Source organism: Tenacibaculum agarivorans, assembly GCF_001936575.1.
GTDB classification, from domain to species: Bacteria; Bacteroidota; Bacteroidia; order Flavobacteriales; family Flavobacteriaceae; genus Polaribacter; species Polaribacter agarivorans.
This window is the reverse complement of the sequence record NZ_MSMP01000038.1, coordinates 25,032-46,486: the sequence shown is the minus strand read 5'-3', so window position 1 is coordinate 46,486 and position 21,455 is coordinate 25,032. Positions and strand designations below refer to the sequence as shown.

Sequence of the window (21,455 nt, the reverse complement as noted above, 5' to 3'; positions counted from 1 at the left end):
TAGTGTTGTAGGTAGTTTTCTAACCATTTAATTTCCCTTCCTTAAAAGCTTTCTCAAATAGTTTGTCATAAGTTTTTTGAGTATAAAATTTCTGTTTGAATACTTTTTTATTCTTTACATCATATATGTAATTATTCTTTTTCTTTGATATTCCCCAATAATTGAAGAAGTCCTTTTTAGTCAATTTTGTTAGAGGTTCATCAACATTTAAAAGGACTCTATAATCACATATTTTATACCAATCCTTGTGATTGAAAATTGGTAAATGAATTGTCTTTATTTTTTTTAAGAATTTTTTATCACTTAATCTTAAAATACAGAGTTGCTCTATTATTTCGTCAAAGCAATTCTCAATTCCGTTTTCGTAAATATTATAGACTCTAACCTTACAATCCTTGTAGTCAATAATTAATTCCTTGATTGACGGATTGAACTCTTTATTTTTCTCAAAAAGAGATTTAGTCGAATCAAATATTTTTTTCAGAGAGTATCCAATTACGATTTTTACACCGTCTTCCGTATAACTTTTAGCTAATTCAAGTAAAGAAATATCCTCGGTAATATTTATAATAAAATCATAAAGTCCACCACCACAAGCATCAGTCCTTTTTTTACTTAATGTCAATAGGTAATCTTGGTCAACGTCTTTTACAAATTCATTGATATCCTTAAAGTCATCTCCATCAGGATAAGTCCAATATTTAATATCAATTTTTTTATATCTCATTTTTTAATGTTTGTTAAGATACATAGTTTACACAATTACCTACAACGTAGGAATAAACACAATTGTGTTTATTCCAACTATATTATTAACTAAAATACTATAAATTTTATAAATCTAGAGGGTTTTTAATACTGCCAAAATTATTAGTAGCAACGTGTGTGTAAATTTCGGTAGTTTTTGAGGAATTATGTCCCAATAAAACTTGTATGTATCTTAAATCAGTTCCATTTTCTAACAAATGCGTGGCAAAACTATGTCTTAAAGTATGTGGAGTAACTTTTTTATTTATTTTAGCTTTTTTAGCTGCATTAGTAATAATGTTAGCAATACTAGAGGCACTATATTTATTTCCTTTTTGTCCTTCAAATAAATATGTTTTAGGAGTAAATATTTTATAATATTCTCTTAAATCATTTAAAATAGAATCAGCCAAAAGCGTATACCGATCTTTATTGCCTTTTGCATCATTCACTTTAATAACCATTCTTTTACTATCAATGTCTTGTATTTTTAAATTTATAAGCTCATTACGACGAAGTCCAGAAGAGTAGAGTAATGCTATAATACATTTATGTTTGATATTTTTGGTAACAGAAATGAGTAGTTTAGCTTCTTGTTTAGATAAAATAACAGGAAGTTTTTTTTCTTTTCTAGGGCGTTCAATATTATAAAATCTATTAGGTAAGCCTAAAACTATTTCATAATAAAATTTAATAGCATTAATGCTTTGATTAATGTATGAATTTGAAGAATTATTTTGAACTAAGTACATTAAGTAGTCTCTAATGTCGTTTTCATTTAAATCATCTATGTGCTTGCTAAAAAAATAATTCATAAATTTCTCAAAACAAGCTACATACGTTTTGATTGTGTTGTTGGCATATTTTTTTATTTCTAGTTTGTTCAAGTAACTATCTGGGCAGTATTTATATTTTTCTGCTTTTTTTCTTTTTCTAAACCAAGAAATATCAAGCTTTTCGTCTAAATTTTTAGAATTAGACTTTTCAAAAAAATAATTGGTATTTACCCAAGCTACCCCTCTAAATAAATTAAAAATTATATTTAAATTTTTTTTATCGTTTAAAATGTAATACATGTGGAACTCTTTAGACCATTGAACTGAAGGAAGTTCTTTTACTAAGCTGTTAAGAATTTTATCTGATTGAAATTTAAGCCCAATAAATTTTATGTTGTCAATAAGTAAGTGTTTTAATGTAATAGATCTATTCATTTTCATAATATCAAAAATAGAAGACTGCTTTTTGGTAGTTGAATATTATACGTATATTATTCGAATAATATATTACTATGGAATTGAAAAGAAGACGATGCTTATCGTGTAATAAATATCTAGAAGGTAGATCAGATAAAAAATTTTGTGATGTGCATTGCAAGAGTTCTTATCAATATCAGCAATCAAAACAAAACCCTTCTAATTTCTATAATAGAGTAGATAATCAGTTAAAACTAAACAGGAAATTATTGAAACAGTATAATAAATCTGGAAAATCTACAATACGTACTAAAACTTTATTGGATGATGGATTTAATCCCAACTTTTTTACGCACTATTGGAAAAATAAAAAAGGCGAAGTATATCTTTTTGTATATGAGTTCGGCTTCATAAAAAGAAAAGAAAGAAACATTGAAAAATATGTTTTAATTCAATGGCAAGATTATATGGAGAAATAAAAAGACAGTCAAAAAAGTAGTATGTATACTCTTTTCTAACTGCCTTAGTATTATATAGTACAAAAAAGAAAATTTCCAATTCGTAATTTGTACTTCAAAATGAATTACATATTTCTTCTGTATTGTCCTCCAACTTCAAATAAAGCAGAAGTAATTTGTCCTAATGAACACACTTTTGAGGCTTCCATTAATTTTTCGAAAATATTCTCATTTTGAACTGCAGCAGTTTGAATCTTAGATAATTCTTCAGCGACTTTAGCAGCATTCGCTTCATTTAAATTTTCTTTGGTCTTAATTTGGAATAATTTTTCCTCTTCAGTTGCTCTAATAACTTCTTGAGGAGTTACGGTTGGAGAACCTTTAGAGCTTAAGAAGGTGTTTACACCAATAATTGGGAATTCACCTGTATGTTTTAAAGTTTCATAATATAAACTCTCTTCTTGAATTTTAGAACGCTGGTACATGGTTTCCATTGCCCCTAAAACTCCGCCACGCTCAGTGATTCTATCAAACTCAGTTAATACAGCTTCTTCTACTAAATCAGTCAATTCTTCGATAATAAAAGAACCTTGAATTGGATTTTCATTCTTAGCTAATCCCAATTCTTTATTGATAATTAGCTGAATTGCCATGGCTCTACGTACACTTTCCTCAGTTGGCGTTGTAATGGCTTCGTCGTATGCATTAGTGTGTAACGAGTTACAGTTATCGTAAATGGCATATAATGCTTGCAATGTAGTTCGGATATCATTAAAGTCAATTTCCTGAGCATGTAAAGAGCGTCCTGAAGTTTGAATATGATACTTTAACATTTGTGCACGTGCGTTAGCTCCATATTTATATTTTAACGCTTTCGACCATATTTTACGAGCTACACGTCCGATTACTGCATATTCTGGATCGATACCATTTGAGAAGAAGAACGATAAGTTTGGTCCAAACTTATTAATATCCATTCCTCTTGATAAATAGTATTCAACATACGTAAATCCATTAGCTAAAGTCAATGCTAATTGCGTGATAGGGTTTGCTCCAGCTTCAGCAATATGATACCCAGAAATAGACACAGAGTAGAAGTTACGTACATTTTTCTCTATAAAATATTCTTGGACATCTCCCATTAAACGTAAAGCAAATTCCGTAGAGAAAATACAGGTGTTTTGTGCTTGATCTTCTTTTAAAATATCTGCTTGAACTGTTCCTCTTACCTGAGATAATGTATTCGTTTTTATTTCGGCATATACATTAGCTGGTAAAACTTGATCTCCGGTAATTCCTAATAATAATAGCCCTAATCCGTCATTACCTTCTGGTAAATCACCATTATATTTAGGTCTGTCGATTCCTTTGCTATCGTATAATGCTGCAAGTTTTGCTTCAACTTCACCTTCTAAACCGTGTTCTCTAATATATTTTTCACAGTTCTGATCGATAGCTGCGTTCATAAAGAATCCTAACAGCATTGGAGCAGGACCGTTAATAGTCATGGATACTGAAGTCATAGCATGACTTAAATCGAATCCGGAATATAATTTCTTTGCATCATCTAAGCAACAAATAGAAACTCCTGCATTACCAATTTTTCCATAAATATCAGGTCTGTGCCCAGGATCGTTTCCATACAAGGTTACCGAATCAAAAGCCGTAGACAATCGTTTTGCAGGCATTCCTAAACTAACGTAGTGGAAACGTCTGTTGGTACGTTCTGGACCACCTTCACCAGCAAACATTCTTGTTGGATCTTCACCAGTTCTTTTAAAAGGATATAATCCTGAAGTATATGGGAATTCTCCAGGAACATTTTCCTGTAAATTCCAACGTAATAAATCTCCCCAAGCTTGATATTTAGGTAAAGCTACCTTTGGAATATCTGAATGTGAAAGCGATTTTGTATGTGTTTCAATTTTGATTTCCTTATCACGTACTTTAAACGTGTAAATAGGATCTTTATATTTTTGAACTTTAGTTGCCCAGTTTAAAATGATTTCCCAGTTGTAAGGATCTAGGTTCATTTTTACACGATCGAACTCAGCAACTAATAATTTTAAAAAGTCAGAATTATCATCTGTTTTTTGAAGAGAAGTTTCTTCAATTCCAGATTTATCTAATTCTACAGTGCTTTCAGAAACACTTTCAATGGTTTTGAAGATTCCGTATAATTTTTGAGCTACTTTTTCCTGTTCATTAGCTTTCTTATCATAAGCTCTGTTATTCTCTGCAATTTCTGATAAATAACGAGTTCTTGCAGGAGGAATTACAAATATCTTTTCAGACATTTCTTTGGTAATTTCAAAAGTAGATTGTAAATCTGCACCCGTTTTCTCAACAACTTTATCCATAATCGCTTTGTATAGCGAATTCATTCCTGGATCGTTAAATTGAGAAGCAATGGTTCCAAAAACAGGCATTTTGTCCATTGGAATATCCCAAAGATTGTTATTACGCATGTATTGTTTCTTTACATCACGTAATGCATCTAAAGCTCCTCTTTTATCAAATTTGTTGATGGCAACTAAATCTGCAAAATCAAGCATATCGATTTTTTCTAACTGAGTTGCAGCTCCAAATTCAGGAGTCATTACATATAAAGAAGCATCAGAATGTTCGATAATCTCTGTGTCCGATTGACCAATACCTGAAGTTTCTAAAATGATTAAATCAAATTCAGCGGCTTTTAAAACCTCTACAGCTTCGTTTACATATTTAGATAAGGCAAGATTAGATTGACGAGTAGCTAATGAACGCATGTAAACACGCTCATTATTGATAGCATTCATTCTAATACGATCTCCTAATAAAGCTCCACCTGTTTTTCTTTTAGATGGATCAACAGAAATTAATCCAATTGTTTTTTCTGGAAAATCGATTAAAAAACGACGAACTAATTCATCTACTAAACTTGATTTTCCTGCCCCACCTGTTCCGGTAATTCCTAAAACTGGTGTTTTTGAAGTTTCATTTTTCTTGTGGATAACATCCATTGTTTCCTTAGAAACTTCCGGAAAGTTTTCTGCAGAAGAAATTACACGAGCAATACTTCCTATTTGCTTGTCAGCTAAATGATTTACCTCTCCGTTTAAAACATCTCCAATGGCAAAATCAGATTGTTTAACAAGATCGTTAATCATACCTTGTAATCCCATTTCACGACCATCATCAGGAGAGTAAATACGCGTAATACCGTAATCCATTAACTCCTTAATTTCTTCAGGAAGGATTACTCCACCACCGCCACCAAAAATTTTGATATGTCCAGCTCCTTTTTCTTTAAGTAGATCATACATGTACTTAAAGTACTCATTATGTCCACCTTGGTAAGACGTCATGGCAATAGCATTTGCGTCTTCTTGAATAGCACAGTTTACTACTTCTTCTACACTTCTATCGTGACCTAAATGAATCACTTCTACACCTGTAGACTGAATAATTCTACGCATAATATTGATTGCAGCGTCATGCCCATCAAAAAGAGATGCAGCCGTTACAATTCTTACTTTATGTTTGGGTTTATAAGGAGCTATTTGTTCCATTCGTAAATTTAGTTGTTATTTAGAGCTGCAATTTACGAAAAACTCAAAAAAATTAAGCTATGTTTAAGAAAAGCTTAAGGTTTATAGGCCAATATTTTTGTGTTAATTCCATTTACATAATTGGTTATCATGTCAATGTCTTTCGCAAAATGAGACCCTTGAAACCCTTTAATGTCTTGATGTGTAACGTTTTGATTGTAGAATTTTAAATATATTGAAGACAAAGGAACATAAGACCAATGCCATTTTTCTTCATTATATCCTGTTCTACCTTGTTTTTTAGAAGTATACACTTGATAAAAACCAAATGAGTTGGCATTTTTACATAACCAAGCATATTCTTTTTTGCCTTTTCCTTTTAAAAAATACTCATCTTCTAAATCATTAATATCAAGATCAGTTCCCCAATGATGTCTAGAAGTGCCAGGCATAGAGCTGTATTCTAAAATCTTTAATGCGCGTTCGTTTCGAGGGAAACTTTTGTATTTATCATTCCATTTATAATCCCAAATTCTTTTTTGGTGTGAAAAGTTTCGAGTAGCAGAAACTATTTTTAAAATAATACCTTCTTTTTGTGCCTTAGTAGCCATTTTATGAAACATATCAAAAACTTCTCGCCTTAAGTATCTTGTTTCCGATGAAAACTCTTTTGGTATTTTGACAAAATCTTGATGTTTAGTGTAATCAAATTGACCTAAAACATAGCTTTTAGTAAGATATTTAGGATATGTAGGTGTAGAATCTTTTGGAACTACATGATTTAGAATAGTGGCTTGTTGTTCATTGTTTTTAGTTGACGTTTTCGATTTACAGTTTACGGTGCTAACTATTAAAATGAATACAAATAATCTTATAAATAGCTTATGAATGCCCAAAATTTTCTCTTTTTTAGATAATTAATATTAGATTCATGGAAATAAGCTTCTTTTTCAAAACTTAAATTACGATAGGCAAGATAGCCATTTTTATATTGTACACATTTTATGAGCCATTCACATCCATAGATTATGTAAAAGAAAATGATTCCCAATTCTAATTGCTGTTGTAAATGAATTTTCTCATGGTTTACTAGAATTTCATCTTTTTTAAGCTCCTTAGATCGTAAAAAAATAAAAGGATACAGTGTTATGCCTGTAAAACCTCTAGGGACGATATGTTTTGAAATGAGTATCAAATAAATTTACAATGAGCTGTAAATGTAAATATATAAAGAAACAACTCATAAAAGTTGATTTTTTCTTAAGACTAAAATACAAAGTGTAGGGTAGACAAGAGGTTTTAAATGATAGTTCAACTGGAGCAAAATATTCTCAATTATAGATTCCCGACAAAAAAATGTGAAATGAATGTAATTACAATTAAGGAAGTAACATGCGATCTATTGATAAGAATTTTTAAATTCCTATCATAGGTCTTAATTTTTATTTCTTTTTACCAAGTTTACAGTAGAAGGATTTTGAAAAAATTTTAGATAGCTGAATGTATTATAAAGCGATTAAAAGCAGCGCTTTTGAATCTTCTTCGCAGAATAAAATTTGATTTCGTTAAGAAATCTCGAAGCCTTGGAGAGATTTTAGGAATGAAATTTGGTTTTTAGCATTGGCTAAAAAATTCATTGAAGAAGTGTCCTTTTTTTGGTTCGTTTTTTTGGACAAGCAAAAAAATGAACAGGAAGCTTATAAAAAGTACGAATCTTTATAACTTAATTATAAGATAGACAAAGGAGAAGAGAAAGTATTAACTCATGAATCATTAAAGTTTTCAAAACATTGGTGGTAGTTTTTCGAATGGAATGAATAGGGATTGTAACTTTGAAATAGTTCCCAATACACTTTTTCGTACCTTAATGTTACTCGAGATTGACAATTTAAGATTATTTAAATGTCTAAATGTACAAAGAGTTTAACTCAATAGTGTTTTACCCTTTATAGAAAAGAGGATTCTCTTTTCTTGTAAACGTTGTTTTACCTTCATGTGTAGTTAGAATCGCTACCTAATTTTGGAGTTCAATTATTAACCGTAAACTACATATAATTATGGACAAAGAACCAAAACTGAACATAGGAGCAATTAATCCTTATGCATTAACAGAGACACTTCTTGGAAGAAAAATTGATTGGAGTAAGAAAAGTTCAATCAAAATTATGGAAGACACTTTGGAAACAGATTATAGTGAGCTATTTGATATGAAATTTAATTCGCCAATTTATGCGGGATTAAAATTGAACAAGGATAATATGCCTGAACCTTTAAAAGCATCAGAAATTAAAATCAGAAAAAAAGAAGATGTTGAGACACCAGATATATCAAGATTGAAAAAATTAAGTGAATTAAAAAAATTAGGAGTCAAAAATCTAGATGATGTAAAAATAAAATCAGGATTAGTTAAAAGAGGGAATTTAGAGCTTAAATTAGATATACCAGATGTAAATCGTACATTATCTAAATCTGTTTTAAGTGGACCTTTAGAAGCTATAGTGCTTAATAAATCAGGATCTTCAAAAAAAGATTGGACCCCTCCAAATGGTGTTTGGAGAGATAAAGGTGATTTTTTTAACGATGTGGTAGAGTATTCAGATCCAATCCAAGGTTCTGTGGCCAATTGTTACTTTATAGCTGCATTAAATGCAGTAGCTTGGGCTGATCCTTATAGAATTGTACACAGAAATAGAGCAACAACTACGGGTGAAACTACTAGAGTTAATGCGATTCAATTTTATTCAAAAGGGGGAAGTAAAGATGCACCAACCAAACTAGTGGAAGTAACGGACAAAACAATAGTTAATGCATCTAATAATAATTGGATTTATTGTCGTTCTAATGACAATAACGAGATTTATCCAGCACTTTATGAAAAGGCTTTCGCGAAATGGATTACAAAAACCAATTCTGATAAACCAGATATCACTAAGACAGCATGGGGAAATTGTGTAAAAGCTACGGCACAGCTTAATAATAAAACCCCTCATTATTTTAATACAAATAGTAGAACAGGTAGTGAGTTATATGCTATTGTTAGAGGGAATTCTGCAGGAGGGAAAACTATTCACCCTATGACGGCATGGACCTATGGTTCGTCAGATAAAACCTATACAGGAACCAATGTAGTAGCAAGTCATTGTTATACTGTTCTAGGTTGGACTTTTAAAAATGGTAAAAAATATATTGTTTTACGTAATCCTTGGGGAAGGACTGAACCAGCAGGACTCAATACCTACCAAGGTCTAATTTCATTTTTTGATGAGAGTTTTTGGAGACCTATAAACACTATTGGGAATGATGGAGTTTTTGCTATTGAAGCCAATTCTTTTAAAACACTTTTTGCAGGGTTGGGAGTAGCTAAATGATAATTAAGGAAACTAAATACTACTAAATTCTATATTTTAAGAAAAGTTTATAGAAGAAGAACACTCTTTTTTAGAGTGTTTTTTTGTAAATTATACCTAAGCAAATAAAAATTATAATCATATATCATATAAAATGTTAAAGCATAGCGAATTTATAGGGTGTTTGGCATATTTATTGATGCTTATTTTTGAAAGAAAAGAAGCGCTTTAGAACGATAAAAGAAGGGGATTTCGAAAATTTTAAGCGCGAATTAATAATTTTAATTTATTCAGTATGAAGTTAGCTAGACTATTTTTTCCACTACTACTTTTAGTCATTACATCATGTAGCTCCGTTAGGGTAAGCACAGATTATGATACTAAAGTAAATTTTCAGAATTTTAAAACATTTGCTTTTTACAAACCGGGGATTGACAAAGCAGATATTTCTGACTTAGATAAGAAACGTATTATGAGAGCAATTGAAGCAGAGTTGGTTGCCAAAGGAATGCAAAAATCTTCTACACCAGATGTATTGGTAAGCTTATTTACAAAATCAAGAGAACGAATTAACGTAAATGATAATTTCGGCTGGGGTGTTGGCTACGGCTGGGGCTGGGGCTGGAATCCTTGGATGTGGGGAGGAGCTGGTAGACTCAATGTCAATCAATATACAGAAGGAACATTGTTTGTAGATGTAATAGATGCAAAACAAAAAGAATTAATATGGCAAGGTATAGGTTCTGGAGCATTATCAATGCGTAGTGTTGAACGTAGAGAAGCTCGTATAAAAGTATTTGTAAAAGAAATTATGGAAGAGTATCCTCCAGGAATGGAGAAGAAAAAATAAGAAGTTTACTATTGAAAGTAAATTCTCATTTTTAGTGAATATTAGATGTAGAGTTAATTTTCAAAAGATAAATTTCAAAGAAGTAAAAAAGAGGTTGTTTTAAAATAAAAACAACCTCTTTTGCAGTTTATAACTATTTCTTGATTAATTTAATTTTTTCATTTTTATGATCAGTATAAATATCTAAGTAATAAATACCACTTGAAAATTTAGAGAGATTTATTGTGAAATTTGTTTGGTTTTTTAGGTGTTGTTCAATTAGTGTTTTACCTTGTTGATTGAAAACTCTATAATGTATATGAGTAGAATTTCTTTCTAAGGATTGAACTTCAAATATTCCATTACTTGGATTGGGTTTTACGTTATAACTTTTAATAGGAGTTGCAGTCAACTCGTCGTTTTGCAGAAATTGATCTCTAAATTTAATATAACTATCATCAATAGAAGAGAAACAGTGGGGGATAGAAAATGTTTTAGTACTAGATAACCATCCTACACAAGGATTATTAGCTACAGCTATTTTAATTTGGTATTCATATCCAGGAATAAATTGTTCACCAGGATTTTGCCCGTGATTTAAAAAAGCATCTCTTAGATTAATAAGTCCTAATTGACCACTAGTCCAACCATAATTAGCATGATAAGAAAAAGAACCACTACTTCCTAAAGGGCGTTTCCAAGCATCCATAAAATATTGGGTTTCGCTTTCACAAGCAACACCATTCAGATAAATTTTATCAGCACTACAAAAGCTTGTTTTTATTTGGCCATTAGCATCTTCAAAATGAAATTCTGAGCTAATAGATTCTTGGATTGTTGGAATATAAGTTCTCGTTTCTTGCCAACCATGATTTGAACTCCAAACACCATGTTTTATATAATAATATTTGTTTGCTTCTAATCCTGTAAATGTTTTTGTACCAGAAGAACAGCACAAACTACTACCAATTTGTTGAATATTATAACTATCGCCCGTTTGATTTGGTGCAGAAGTCTGAATTAGAGTCCATGAATGATTTACTCCTAGCGTTTGATCACTCGGAGTAACTTCTACACTTGTAGTTCCGTCTGCTGCGCATGAAGTTTGAAAAGCAAAAGAAGAATTATTATAAGCACGATCTTCAGGATGTAGACCTCCTTGCCAAACGCCTCTTCCATAAGTTGCACATCTAATAATGTTTTGATATTCATCTATTTCTATATCCATAACACTTACATTAGGTATGCCGTCACTATAACATTCCCATTGAGACATATTTGTATTTCTGTAGTAAACACCAAAATCAGTAGCTAGATATAAAAAGTCATGTTTTTTTATCGGATTATTATGAGTAGGAGTCATGATTATTTTATTTACAGGAACATTGGGCAGACCTTGAGAATAATTTAACCAATCATCATTATCTCCCCCTGACTTGGATGATAAAACCTTATACCTGCTTCCGTATGTATTATACGTAATCCAAATTTTGTTAGCATCTTCGGTGTCAATTTCTATGCTAGATATAGTTCCGTTAGACCCTTTCATTATCTGTCTAGGAGAAATATCAATCCATGAATTTCCACCATCAATAGATTTAAAAAGTTGACGTTCCATTATTCTATTTGGATCTCCCCACCATTGTGTCATAGAACTATTAGCTATTCCTTGTTCGTAAGCAGCGTAAATAATGTTAGAATTACTAGGAGCTACTTTTAAAGCGATTATCGTTTGATTTCCAGGTCTATTATTATTTGGTAGCTGTGTAATAGAACTTCCATTTCTAACCCATACATCATTTTTACCTACAAACAAACGATTTGTATTATTGGGATCTAAGGTCATAGGAGTTACCCAAGCACCTCCGGCAAAACCACCAACATAATAGGGGCTAAAGGTAATTCCACCATTTGTTGATCTTCGTATAATACCATTTTGAGCTTCACTGTATACTATATTTGGATTTGTTGGATCAACTATACATACCATTCCGTCTCCAGATGTACCATTAGAATTTAACCAATTACTTTGAGAGGTACCTACCATGCAATTTACATCTTGAAAACCTCCTTGTATAATATCTGGAATAGAAGGATTAGTTCTTAAAGACATACCAATGTCATATATTTCTCCTACTCCTAAACCTTCAGAACTAATTTGCCATGTATTACCATGATCAAAACTTCTATACACACCAGCATCATTGGCAAGAAAAACATAATCCGGGTTTAAATGAGAAGCATCGAAATCGTTAGTGTCTGCATGTACAGAATTTAAAGGAGTATAATCCCAAGAACTCCCTCCATCGGTAGAAATAGCCCCTTTTTGTTGATTTGCCCCGAAAAATAAGGTGTTTTCATCTTGATGAGATACTTCTATAGAGCCTCTATACCAATTATGTCCAGGTGTGGTATTTGTATTGGTAGTGGTAAAACTTATTCCATTATCTGTAGATTTCCAAATTACTTTTCTACGTGTATTATTTGAGTCAAAGAAAAAGCCATATACATAAACTACGTCACTGTTTGCTCTTGTAACTTCCGCATCCATTCTTATGGCTTGTCCATTCCACCAATTGAGGTTGTTGAAATTAAAATTATTTAGACTGTTATTAGGATCTATTAGCTTTCCAGTTAAGTCAGTAAATGAATAATTATTTATTCCTAATCTTCTTACTTTAACTAATTTGTGACCTGATAAATACAGGTAGTTAGGATCGTTGGTTTTAAATTCAATATCCTGAATAGAAAAACCTTCATAAATTTTATTCCATGTTAATCCGTAATCTTCTGAAACAAATAATTTACCTTTATCATGATCGCGTACGCTTGTAGTGTTGAAATAATCATTTACAGGGCTCCATGTAAACTGTGATACTGCTACATATATTCTGTTGTTAGCATTTGGATCTACGGCTATTTCAGTGATTGTATTTTTATCTTGAATGTTCCATGGAGTTGCTTCTAAGTTGATAGTTGTCCATGTACTACCTCCATTAATGGATCTTTTTAATCCGATACTTCTTAAAGATATTTCTGAACTACCAATTTTTTTAGCACCCGTAGCAGATAGTAATATTTCTGTACCAAAAGAATCTTCCATAATAGCTATATCTGAACAAGCACTGACCTCAAAGTGATCAGAATTAAGATTGGTCCATTTATCTCCATTATTCTTAGATATCCAAAGGCCTGGTATACCACCAGCAAATACCGTTTGGTTTGTTGTACCATTATATTTTGGGTGTAGCTTTACAAAATCTAATCGTCCAATACCTCTTTGATTATTACTATTATTTTGAGGAAAAGATGTTGGACCTAGTTCGTTCCAAGTTGCTGGAGAACTACAAAAGAAATTACTACTATTAATAGTGTTGTTCATTTGTTTACTGGTAGTGCTGAGCTTTCCATATTTTCCTATTCTAGGCAACCAGTAAGACTTCCATCTTTCAAACTGTTTTGATGTCTTTTTTTCGTCTTTTTGGGTTTCATTTCTATCAAGCTTTACAAGCTCTTCCATTTTTTCAACGATTTCATAGAAATAGGGCTCTTCAATTCTGTTTTCTTCTTTTTTAGAAATTTGACTGTATGAAAAATAAATACAACCAAATACTATACTAGTTAATATGAATTTTTTCATTTGTTTTATTTTTTGATGAATTTGATCATTTTTTTATCTGTGTTATCTTCAGAAGTAAGCATTAAATAATACATTCCTGAAGAAAGGCGAGAAATATTAATACTATTTGTATATGCTGTTTTTTCTTGAACAATGTTTCCTGATGTATCTGAAATTAAATAGCTAACAGTATTGATATCACCGTTTTTGATTTTGATGAAAATCTCATTTTCAGAAGGGTTTGGATATAGCGTAACACCGTTAAAAATAGAGTCATTGAAAAGAGCAGGTTTTTCAATCGTTGATACTGATTGCTTTTCTGATTCACCTCCTCTAATTTCGTTTACTATATTTTTTAACTCTTGAATATCTTCTTTCAGAGCACTTATTTCTTGGTCTCTAGTATTCACTTCTTCTTTAAAAGCATTCAATAATAAAGGAATTAGTCCAGTATAATTAACAGCGTAAAATCCTTCGCTATCTTTAGTTACTAATTCAGGAAAATATTCCATTACTTCTTGTGCAATAACACCATATTGTAAATTTTCAGATCTATTGGCTTCTTCAGTCCAGTTGTAGGTATAAGCATTTACTTTACTTAATTTCTCACGAACTCCTTCTAATTGTTTAATATTGGTTTTTAATCGTTTGTCTGAACTATGTGATATAGTACCTGCATGTGTAATATTTCCATTTTTATAAACCACTAAAGCATCTCTTCTGTTGTTAGCGTTGGTTCCTCTACCTACAACAAAAACTTTATCAGAAATTTTCCAACTAGTATCACTAGCAGCAGGAGTGTTTGCGTTAAATGTCCCCACAACTACTTCAGCAAAAGAATTCGCAATTAAATTATCACCAATGGTTGCGCTAGATCTTCCATTAGAAATATTTGTGCTACCAGCAGCAATAGAATTTATTCCATTTGTAATTGTATTAAGTCCCATAGCAACAGAATGATTGCCAACTGCTTTATTATTATATCCCATAGTTGTAGAAGAACTTCCAGAAGAAGTATTTGTATTTCCTAAAGCTACGCTATAATTTCCGTCACTAGTATTGCTTCCACCAGCAGCAAAAGAAGCCCAAGCATTTGCTTGATTAGCAATACCTATTGCAGCCGTACCTTCTTGTGTTGTAACATTATTACTACCAGCGGCTATTGAATATCGACCATCAGCTTTGTTATTACTTCCTAGAGCAATTGCAGCTAATTCTGAGGCTTGATTTAATCTTCCTCCAGCAACAGAAGACATTCCAGTAGCATTATTTTGTAATCCGAACGCAATAGAAGCTTCAGCGGTTGAAGTTGATCCTTTTCCTAAAGCTACCGAGGCGTTACCTGAAGAACTAACGGTTTCTCCCATAGCAATTGATGATTTTCCAGAAGATTTTACTGATGAACCGATAGCGACTGAATGCGTATCTAAAGCTTGAGAAGCTCTACCCATAGCTACAGATTCTAAACCAATAGCTTTACTAAAAGTTCCCATAGCAAAAGAACTACCACCTATAGCTTCAGTTTGTGTTCCTATGGCCATAGCGTGTCCTCCCTTAGCAATCGACTCTCTACCAAAAGCGGCAGATGCAACTCCTAAAGCCTGAGTATCTTGCCCCATAGCTACTGAGTAACTTCCTAAATTAGTGTAGTCCCATTCACTTCCTTGTACAAAACCAGCACGGAAAGCACCATTTTTAGCAAAATACATTTTGAGATCGTCATGTCCACCAGTTTGATTGTCTATTTGTGTAGCTCCTACAATGAAATTTCCACTTCCAGAAAAAGAGATATCATATCCCTTTTTATCAATATCAGTTGTTTTAATTAATGTTCCTCCTAACTGAATAGAATTACCGCTACTGGTAATGTTTAAACCATTTTTTACATTTGCATTAAAAGTAGTTCCAGATAAACTTAATCCTTGTCCCGCTGTATATGAGTTTCCTCCTGAATTAGAAGCAAGTAATGTTACAGAGTTTCCATTAGAAATAGAAAGTTGATTGGTGGTAGCATCAAAAGTTAATATTTGTTTGTCCTCATCAACCAAAGTAACACTATTACCGTTTGAAATTGATAAGTTCAATGTAGCGGGATCGAAACTAAGTGTTTGTTCATCTAAATCTACAGCACTACTTTGATTAGAAACTCTCAATGTTCCATTAGGTAATACCACGACATTTTTAGCAGTAGTAGTAGTTACATCGTTAGGTAAATCAGGAATAATGATATCTCCATTTCTAAGCACGGCTATAGCATCATCACGATTGGTGTTACTACTACCATTTCCAACTACAAATAAAGGATTGAATAGAGAGCTTGCTCCGTAAGAAGTATTAGTGTTGGCAGTTCCAACAACAAATTCATTACTAAAGTTAGCATTTGTGAATGTACCATTAGCAGAGGCATATGGAGCAGTAGCGTTAGTATTTAATCCACTAGTAAAGGCACCATCTGCTAAAGCTTTAGTTGAAATTCCAAAAGCTGTTGCACCAGTACCTTTAGCTTCAGAAGCTTGTCCTCCTGAAAAAGCACCTTGTCCTGTAGAATTAGCGAAGTTACCTGCGGCAAAAGCACCAATTCCATCAGCCTTAGCTCTACCTAAAGCAATACTATTGTATCCAATAGCTTCGGATAAACCAACTGCAAAAGCATTTTCACCATTGGTAGTACTTTGCCCAATTGCTCCACTATATTTACCAGAAGCTGTAGCATTTCCAACAGCAAATGCTCCAATGTCATTTGATGTTCCTCTACCTAAAGCAGCGCCATAGTCTTGTTTAACTGTTGCGTTACCAGCAGCGAAGCTATATCTGCCATCAGTAGTTGAGTTTCCTAAAGCACTACTATATAATCCCGTAGCAGAAGAAAGTCCCGCAGCTAATGCCCAATCACTGTTTGCTGAAGATTGTGATAGTGCAATTGAGTATGGTGCCAATGCATTAGCACTTGCCCCTAAGGCTATTGCTCTTAAACTATTTGAGTTTGCGCTATTACCGATAGAAATACTCTCTACTCCTGAAGCTACAGAAGAATGCCCAAAAGCAATTGCATAATTATTAGTTGCTCTAGCCAAATGTCCGAGTGCCATGGCATCATCAGATGAAGCCGTTGCACTAGCTCCATACGCTAGTGAATTTGCTCCGCTAGCCGTACTAAAAGCCCCGCCGGCAAAACTAGAAGTTCCAGAAGCTGTAGTGTTTACTCCAAAAGCTACCGACCATTTTCCTATATTATTGATATCCCAAAATCCTGCGTTGGCTTCACCAGCTCTAAAAGCTGCTAAATCCTTATGATATAAGAAACGTTTACTAGATATTATATTAGTAGCATTAATGGTAGTGCTTCCGAATACAAAGTTGTCATCTGCTAAATTTACAATCTGTGTATTTGGGTGCACAGTAGTGTTTGTTTTGGTAAATGTATTCTGTGCCATTAAAAATTGGCAGAACATTAATAGTGTTAATGTTAAGATTGGTTGTTTCATTTTTGTTTATTTTTTGAAAATGACAATGTCATTTCTATGCGTTATAAATTCCTACTCTTTCGCTTTTCGGTTTCCGCGATTACATCATTGTAATTTTTTTTCATTGTAAGGGTGATCAACCCTAAAGCAAATGCTTATTTACCTTAGAGAGACGTTTACTTAAAAAAGGTTACCTAGTGTGATTAGAAATTGTATTACTTTTTCTTTAGTAATAGTTTAAAGAGTATCTTTACCGTATGTATAATAAAAGAATAGAATTAGTTGAAGGAGATTATTATCTGAACGAACAAGGATATAAGGTTTTTACAGAACAATTCCATTTAAGAAGAGGATATTGTTGTAAAAGTGGTTGTAAACATTGTCCTTATGGTTATGATAAGAAGACAGATAGTTTTATATAATGTGACTTAATAACAATTAATGTATCCTAATTAAAAATAAATTTTAAAACATGATTAAAAAGATTTGTATTGCATTTATAGCTCTTCAATTTGTAGGTTGTGCAGAATTACAAAAAATAGCAAGTCAATTACCTCAAGGAGGTTTAACTCAAGATCAAATAGGAGCAGGGCTGCGTCAGGCTTTAGATAATGGAATTCAACATCAAGTATCTAAATTAACGGCTAAAGACGGTTTTTATAGAAATGAGTTAGTAAAGATTTTATTGCCTAAAGAATTACAAGCTGTAGATAAAGGTTTGCGTAAAATAGGATTAAGTAAATTGGCTGATGAAGGAGTAAAAGCTTTAAATAGAGCTGCTGAAGATGCAGTAAAGACAGCAACTCCAATTTTTGTGAGTGCAGTAAAAGATATCACCTTCAACGATGCAAAAAATATTTTATTAGGAAATGATAGAGCTGCTACTAGTTACCTAGAAGGAAAGACTACTACTGCTTTATATTCAAAGTTTAATCCAGTAATAAAAAAATCTTTTGGTAAGGTAGGTGCAGATCAAATTTGGGCAAATTTAATATCTAAATACAACTCAATTCCTTTTGTGACTAAGGTAAATCCGGACCTAACCGATTACGTGACAACAGAGGCTTTGGAAGGTGTATATACTATGATTGCGGTAGAGGAAAAAGGGATTCGAAATAAAATAGGCTTACGTAATACCGATTTATTAAGAAAGGTTTTTGCTTTACAAGATAATAAGTAGTTGTAAGTGTTTGAATTTCAAAAATTTATTACTATATTTAAGATGTAATTATATGAGTTATGTCACGCTTAAATCAATTGTCTAAATATAAAAAACATCTGCAAGAACGCTATTACATGTTACTTGAGCGTTCTAATGATTATAAGTATGAAGATGAGGTGAAGAGTGACATAGCTTTATATAAAGCTATGAAAGTTCTAGAAAAGTTAAATAGAGTAAACTACTTAGAGAATTCTTTGGTGTAATTTTTTGAAATACTCAAAAGATTTTAATAATCTACTTCCATACCAAGAAAATAATTCTCCATCTACAAAAACTGTTTTAGCATGATGTGTACATCTCCCAATTTCAAAAGCATGCTCTTCTTTGAATGGATAGGGTTCAGATGAAAGAAAAACTAAATCGGGATCTCCTTTTAATCTAATTTTTTTTAACTCAACTTCAGGGTACCGTTCTTTGTTTTTGTAAATATTGATAAACTTATTAAGTTCAAGAATATGATTGATAAAGGTATCATTAGCAGCTACAATCCATGGGTTTCTCCAAATAAAGTAGACTACTTTTTTAGGAGCTATATCTTTGATGAATAGTTTAAAATCATTGAGTTTAAAATCTAATTTTTCAATAATACTGTTAGCTCTAGTTCTACAAGAAAATAAAACACCATACTGTCGTATTAATTCTTTAGCGTCATTTAAAGTGTAGATATCCGAAACATGAACCGTAGCAATCTCTTCACATAACTCAACAATTTCTTTTGTGTTTTCTTCTTTATTACATAAAATAATATCAGGTTGCAAGGCCTTGATTTTTTCAATCTTTATGTTTTTAGTTCCACCAACTATGGTTTTAGTCTGTTTTAAATGATATGGATGAACGCAAAATTTAGTAATCCCAACAATGTTATCATCTAGTCCTAAATCATATAATAATTCTGTTTGACTTGGAACTAAAGAAATAATTCTTTTAGGAGAATGATCTAAAGAAATCTCTCTATCTAATTGGTCGGTAATTGTCATTACTTAAGTAAAGCTTCCATTTGAGTTTGTAATTCTTTGGCTTTTTCTGCTGCCGCATCTGCAAAATTTACATCATTTCCAGCATATATAATTCCTCTTGAAGAATTAATTAGTAAACCTATAGAGTCTGTCATACCATACTTACATACATCTTGGAGATTTCCTCCTTGAGCTCCAACTCCTGGAACTAATAAAAAGTTTTCAGGAATAATAGTTCTTATTTCCTTTAAATATTCCGCTTTTGTAGCTCCTACAACATACATTAAATTATGAGAGTTTTCCCATGTTTTAGAAGTTTTTAAAACTTCTTTGTATAACTCTATTTCATTTATTTTAAGCGTTTGAAAATCATAAGCTCCTTGATTAGAAGTCAACGCTAATACAATAGTATGTTTGTTTTCAAAAGCTAAAAATGGCTCTACAGAATCTTTTCCCATGTAAGGAGCAACAGTGACTGAATCGAAAGCTAAATCTTCAAAAAAAGCTTTAGCATACATCGTTGAGGTATTTCCTATATCTCCTCTTTTAGCATCTGCTATGGTAAATATTTCAGGATGATTTTTATTGATATAGTCGATAGTCTTTTCTAATGCTTTCCAACCTTTAATGCCATAGGCTTCGTAAAAAGCGGTATTAGGTTTATAGGCAACACATAAATGATGTGTAGCATCAATAATTGCTTTATTAAATGCAAAAATTGGATCTTCTTCGCTTAGTAAATGTTTTGGAATCTTAGTAAGATCTACATCTAAACCAATACATAAAAAAGATTTTTTTCGTTTAATTTCCGCTACTAATTCTTGTGTTGTCATCTATAGTTATTAAAAAGTTAGGCAAAAGTAATTATTTTATACTATTTACAAGGTTTATTTATGCTACCAAAATAGAAGTAAAATAAGGAGTTAAGTAAAGGTACGTAAGTATAACAAAGTAGATCTAAAATAGTTTTTTGAATATTAGTTATAAAGTTTTCTGCTATCTTTGTTTGAGTATGTTTCAATATATAATTACTAAACTTCTTTATGGTTTTTTAACACTCTTTGGAGTGGTTACTGTTGTTTTTTTGTTGTTCAATGTTTTGCCAGGTGATCCTGCTAGAATGTTAATGGGGCAACGAGAGGATAGCGAACAGTTAGAGATTATCCGAAAGAAATATGGGTTTGATCAGTCTATAGGAACTCAGTACTTATATTACATTAATGACTTATCTCCAGTTTCCTTTCATAGTGGAGATGAAACAAGTTATACTTCATTAGCTAGTAATAAATATAATTATGCCAAATTGTTTACTATTGCAAATACTACTATAGTTCTTAAATTTCCTTATTTAAGAGAATCTTTTCAAAAAAACGGAAAAAGTGTATGGAGCGTGATTCAAGAAACATTGCCCAATACTGTTGTATTGGCATTATTTTCTATAACTATTGCAATTCTTTTTGGAGTGGTTTTAGGAATTCTATCAGCACTCTACAAGAATACTTTTTTTGATAGAATCATAGCTGTCATTAGTACTTTAGGAATGAGTTTACCCTCATTTTTTTCGGCAATACTATTTGCGTGGTTCTTCGGTTTTGTGCTACATGATTTTACAGGGCTAGAAATGACAGGAAGTTTATATGAAGTTGATGATTTTGGAGAAGGAATATACATACAGTGGAAAAATCTAATATTACCTGCGATTGTTTTAGGTATTCGTCCATTGGCAGTAGTAGTACAATTAATGCGAAATTCATTGTTAGAAACGTTGAACCAAGATTATATTCGAACAGCAAAAGCTAAAGGTTTATCGTATTTTAAAGTGATTAAAAATCATGCATTGAAAAATTCTTTAAATCCAGTAATAACTGCAATTTCAGGTTGGTTTGCTTCTATGTTAGCTGGAGCAGTTTTTATCGAGTATATTTTTAATTGGAATGGTTTAGGAAAGGAAATTGTAAATGCGTTAGATACGTTAGATTTGCCTATAATTATGGGAAGTGTATTAATAATATCTAGTCTGTTTATTATGATTAATATTTTAGTAGATATTATGTATGTTTGGTTAGATCCTAGAGTAAAATTGAATTAAA

The 21,455-nt window shown here is 31.9% G+C and carries 14 protein-coding genes; 6 read left to right on the top strand and 8 right to left on the bottom strand.

The window, feature by feature from the left end; all coding sequences use genetic code 11:
• Positions 1-19: 19 nt before the first annotated feature.
• Positions 20-727 (bottom strand): hypothetical protein, encoded by a 708-nt coding sequence (locus BVC87_RS20000; RefSeq protein WP_075344178.1) that lies wholly within the window; start codon positions 725-727, stop codon positions 20-22.
• A gap of 106 nt (positions 728-833) precedes the next feature.
• On the bottom strand, positions 834-1,964 hold the full coding sequence (gene xerA, locus BVC87_RS19995) for a site-specific tyrosine recombinase/integron integrase (protein WP_075344177.1): 1,131 nt from the start codon (positions 1,962-1,964) through the stop codon (positions 834-836).
• A 71-nt stretch (positions 1,965-2,035) separates the two neighbouring features.
• Here xerA and BVC87_RS19990 point away from each other — a divergent pair, with 71 nt between their 5' ends.
• A complete protein-coding gene (locus BVC87_RS19990; RefSeq protein WP_075344176.1) occupies positions 2,036-2,419 on the top strand; it encodes a hypothetical protein in 384 nt (127 codons plus the stop codon).
• A gap of 104 nt (positions 2,420-2,523) precedes the next feature.
• Here the strand turns inward: BVC87_RS19990 and BVC87_RS19985 are convergent, their stop codons facing one another.
• Both BVC87_RS19985 and BVC87_RS19980 read right to left on the bottom strand, forming a co-directional pair.
• The gene (locus BVC87_RS19985; protein WP_075344175.1) at positions 2,524-5,949 is read right to left on the bottom strand and encodes a methylmalonyl-CoA mutase family protein; all 3,426 of its coding nucleotides are present in this window, start codon (positions 5,947-5,949) and stop codon (positions 2,524-2,526) included.
• Positions 5,950-6,023: 74 nt separating this feature from the next.
• Positions 6,024-6,824 (bottom strand): M15 family metallopeptidase, encoded by an 801-nt coding sequence (locus tag BVC87_RS19980; protein ID WP_200799214.1) that lies wholly within the window; start codon positions 6,822-6,824, stop codon positions 6,024-6,026.
• Between the two features lie 1,161 nt (positions 6,825-7,985).
• On the opposite strand from BVC87_RS19980, the gene BVC87_RS19970 reads away from it, so the two are divergent.
• Together BVC87_RS19970 and BVC87_RS19965 are read left to right on the top strand one after the other, a co-directional pair.
• Positions 7,986-9,296, top strand: a complete 1,311-nt coding sequence (locus BVC87_RS19970; RefSeq protein WP_075344173.1) for a C2 family cysteine protease — start codon at positions 7,986-7,988, stop codon at positions 9,294-9,296.
• Between the two features lie 274 nt (positions 9,297-9,570).
• Entirely contained in the window at positions 9,571-10,125 is a 555-nt protein-coding gene (locus BVC87_RS19965; RefSeq protein ID WP_075344172.1) for a DUF4136 domain-containing protein, read from the top strand.
• 133 nt (positions 10,126-10,258) lie between these two features.
• Here the strand turns inward: BVC87_RS19965 and BVC87_RS19960 are convergent, their stop codons facing one another.
• Positions 10,259-13,744: a T9SS type A sorting domain-containing protein gene (locus BVC87_RS19960; RefSeq protein WP_075344171.1), complete on the bottom strand. Its 3,486-nt coding sequence runs from the start codon at positions 13,742-13,744 to the stop codon at positions 10,259-10,261.
• 5 nt (positions 13,745-13,749) lie between these two features.
• Positions 13,750-17,208 (bottom strand): tail fiber domain-containing protein, encoded by a 3,459-nt coding sequence (locus BVC87_RS19955; RefSeq protein ID WP_099098867.1) that lies wholly within the window; start codon positions 17,206-17,208, stop codon positions 13,750-13,752.
• Between the two features lie 236 nt (positions 17,209-17,444).
• On the opposite strand from BVC87_RS19955, the gene BVC87_RS23545 reads away from it, so the two are divergent.
• On the top strand, positions 17,445-17,609 hold the full coding sequence (locus tag BVC87_RS23545; RefSeq protein ID WP_159439395.1) for a DUF5522 domain-containing protein: 165 nt from the start codon (positions 17,445-17,447) through the stop codon (positions 17,607-17,609).
• Between the two features lie 50 nt (positions 17,610-17,659).
• Positions 17,660-18,367 carry a DUF4197 domain-containing protein gene (locus BVC87_RS19950; protein ID WP_075344169.1) on the top strand — a complete coding sequence of 236 codons (708 nt, stop codon included), beginning with the start codon at positions 17,660-17,662 and terminating at the stop codon, positions 18,365-18,367.
• A gap of 224 nt (positions 18,368-18,591) precedes the next feature.
• Here BVC87_RS19950 and BVC87_RS19940 read toward each other — a convergent pair whose 3' ends face one another.
• Positions 18,592-19,386 carry an ABC transporter substrate-binding protein gene (locus BVC87_RS19940; RefSeq protein WP_075344167.1) on the bottom strand — a complete coding sequence of 265 codons (795 nt, stop codon included), beginning with the start codon at positions 19,384-19,386 and terminating at the stop codon, positions 18,592-18,594.
• Positions 19,386-20,198, bottom strand: a complete 813-nt coding sequence (gene pyrF / locus BVC87_RS19935) for an orotidine-5'-phosphate decarboxylase (RefSeq protein ID WP_075344166.1) — start codon at positions 20,196-20,198, stop codon at positions 19,386-19,388. The genes BVC87_RS19940 and pyrF overlap by 1 nt, the downstream gene beginning before the upstream one ends.
• Before the next feature lie 179 nt (positions 20,199-20,377).
• Between pyrF and BVC87_RS19930 the strand changes: the two genes are divergently transcribed.
• Positions 20,378-21,454, top strand: coding sequence for an ABC transporter permease (locus BVC87_RS19930; RefSeq protein WP_075344165.1), 1,077 nt, complete (start codon positions 20,378-20,380; stop codon positions 21,452-21,454).
• The last annotated feature ends 1 nt before the right edge of the window (position 21,455 follow it).